Below are 2,058 nucleotides of genomic sequence, written 5' to 3'. Positions count from 1 at the left end.
CAGATGCTGGAGGGCAGCACCACCAGCGGGACCGCGTGCGCGGCGAGCTGGGCCCACCGGGCCGGTCGCCGCGCTGCTGCGGCCGTCCGGCCGGGGCGCTGTTGCTGACGTCGACGGTGAGTGTGGACACCGACCGGTCCAGTGTCACGGTCACGTCGGCGTCCGGAGCGTGGCGACGCACGTTGGTCAGCGCCTCCACCACGATCCGGTACGCCGTGCCGGAGACCTCGCGGGCGACGTGGTCCAGCAGGCCCGGGGCGAGAGCGAGTTCGGTCCGGCCCGCGCTCGACTCTCGGAAGCGCCGCACCAGTTCGGGCACTTCGTCCAGGCCCGTGACCGACTGCCAGGGATCACCGTCCTGCTGGTCGTGGAGCATGTGCACGGTGCGGTCCATCGCGGCCAGAGCCCGGAGCCCGGCCTCTTCGACCCGCCGCAGCGCGTCGAGCGCGACACCCGGATCGTCCGACCCGAGGAACCGGCCGGTCTGCGCCTGCGCGACCATCTCGCTGACGTCGTGGGCGACGAAGTCGTGCAGGTCCCGAGCCAGGTCCAGGCGCTGCCGTCGCCGGGCCTCGGCCACCGAGCTGACCCGCCGGGCGTCCAGCACCCGCAGGTACACCCCGCCCGCCGCCGCGCCTGTCGCCAGCAGCGACCAGAAGACGCAGGCGCCGACGATGCCGCGGACCGAGTCGGTGCTCCAGGCGCGCAGCACCCACAGGGTCACCGCGAGGTGGGCCAGCGTTCCGGCCGCGATCGCCTGCGCCGGCGGGGCGTGGCGCGCGGTCGGCACCAGCACGGCGAGCAGGGCAACGGCTTCCAGCGTGCCGATCGTTCCCGGCCCGGGGCCGACCGCACTGGACGGATGAGTGACCGTCACGACGAGCGACGCCGCGGCGGCGGCTCCGGTCGCCCAGGCGATCAGCGGACGCGACCGCGACCGGCCTGCGAAGACGAGCAGCGCCGCCGCGCCGGACAGGACGGCCGGAACCATGATGATCAACACAACCCCGACGGTACGCGTACTGGCACCGGGCGCGCCTGTGCCTTTCGGCATATCCGCGACCGGGCCCGTCCACGATCTCGGTGCCCAACGGCATATTTCCGCGCGGGTGGTGGCCTGACCAGGCTTGAGGCATGACAGCGATCCAGCCGGCCCGACCGACCACCGCCCCCACGTCCGAGCGCGCGAAGCGAGGCTCCGCGAAACCGAAGTACGTCCCCGGTACCCCCCGTTGGGCCCAGCTCGCCGCGCACGCGGTCCCGCTGGTGGTGCTGCCCTCCAGCATCTGGCGGCTGCTCCTGACCTCCGAAGTGGCCGGGGTCGACCACTCCTCGAACCCGGGCTACCACTCCCAGCTCAGCGACTACCTCTACGTCCTCCTGCTGTCCGCGGTCTCCGAAGGACTCGCTCTGCTGACCCTCGGACTGGTCAAGCCCTGGGGCGAGATCTTCCCACGCTGGATACCCCTCCTGGGCGGACGCCGCGTGCCGATCAAGGCGACGGTGATCCCGGCGACCGTCGGCGCGGCCCTGCTGGCGCTGCTCGCCGCGTACTTCTTCCTGAACCCCGTCCTCTTCCACATCCACTTCACGCCGTCGATCGGCGACAAGGGGACGGCCTCCTCGCACCTGGAGGTCAGCGGGTGGTCGCAGGTGCTGTTCGTGGCCTGCTACCTGCCGCTCATTGCCTGGCCGGTGCTGGTCGGCGCCGTCACACACGCCTACTACCGCCGCCGCACCAGCACGGAAGGACGCTGAGACGAGCGAGCTGACGCCGAGCGGGCGGCTCCGCGCCGCCTGGGCCACCGTCCACACCCCCGGTCCCGCGCGGTGCCCGCCTCGCGGCCGCCGTCATCCCGTTCACCGTGCTGCCCGCGAGCATCTGGCGGATCACCGGGATCACCTTCCACTTGCCGCTCGACGGCGGTCTGCACCCGGGGCACGGGCAGGTTCCGGTCCGGCTGCCGATGGAGGTCCACGTCCTCCTGATCTCGGTCCTGTCCGAAGTGCTGGCGCTGCTGGCCTTCGGCCTGACCGCGGGCTGGGGCGAGGTCCGGC

At 72.6% G+C, this 2,058-nt stretch carries 2 protein-coding genes and 1 pseudogene; 2 read left to right on the top strand and 1 reads right to left on the bottom strand.

Features of this window, described 5'->3' with window-relative positions:
• The coding region (locus tag H5J33_RS32675) for a histidine kinase (RefSeq protein ID WP_181798333.1) at positions 1–1,003 on the bottom strand (1,003 nt) is incomplete at its 3' end.
• 131 nt (positions 1,004–1,134) lie between these two features.
• Here H5J33_RS32675 and H5J33_RS32670 point away from each other — a divergent pair.
• Both H5J33_RS32670 and H5J33_RS32665 read left to right on the top strand, forming a co-directional pair.
• Entirely contained in the window at positions 1,135–1,758 is a 624-nt protein-coding gene (locus H5J33_RS32670; RefSeq protein WP_258565571.1) for a hypothetical protein, read from the top strand.
• Positions 1,759–1,865: 107 nt separating this feature from the next.
• A pseudogene (locus H5J33_RS32665) lies at positions 1,866–2,058 on the top strand (hypothetical protein); the annotation flags it as partial.

The organism is Streptomyces sp. WELS2 (assembly GCF_013870595.1).
Taxonomy (GTDB): domain Bacteria; phylum Actinomycetota; class Actinomycetes; order Streptomycetales; family Streptomycetaceae; genus Streptomyces.
The sequence above is the reverse complement of the archived record's forward strand: the minus strand, read 5'-3'. Positions and strand labels throughout refer to the sequence as shown.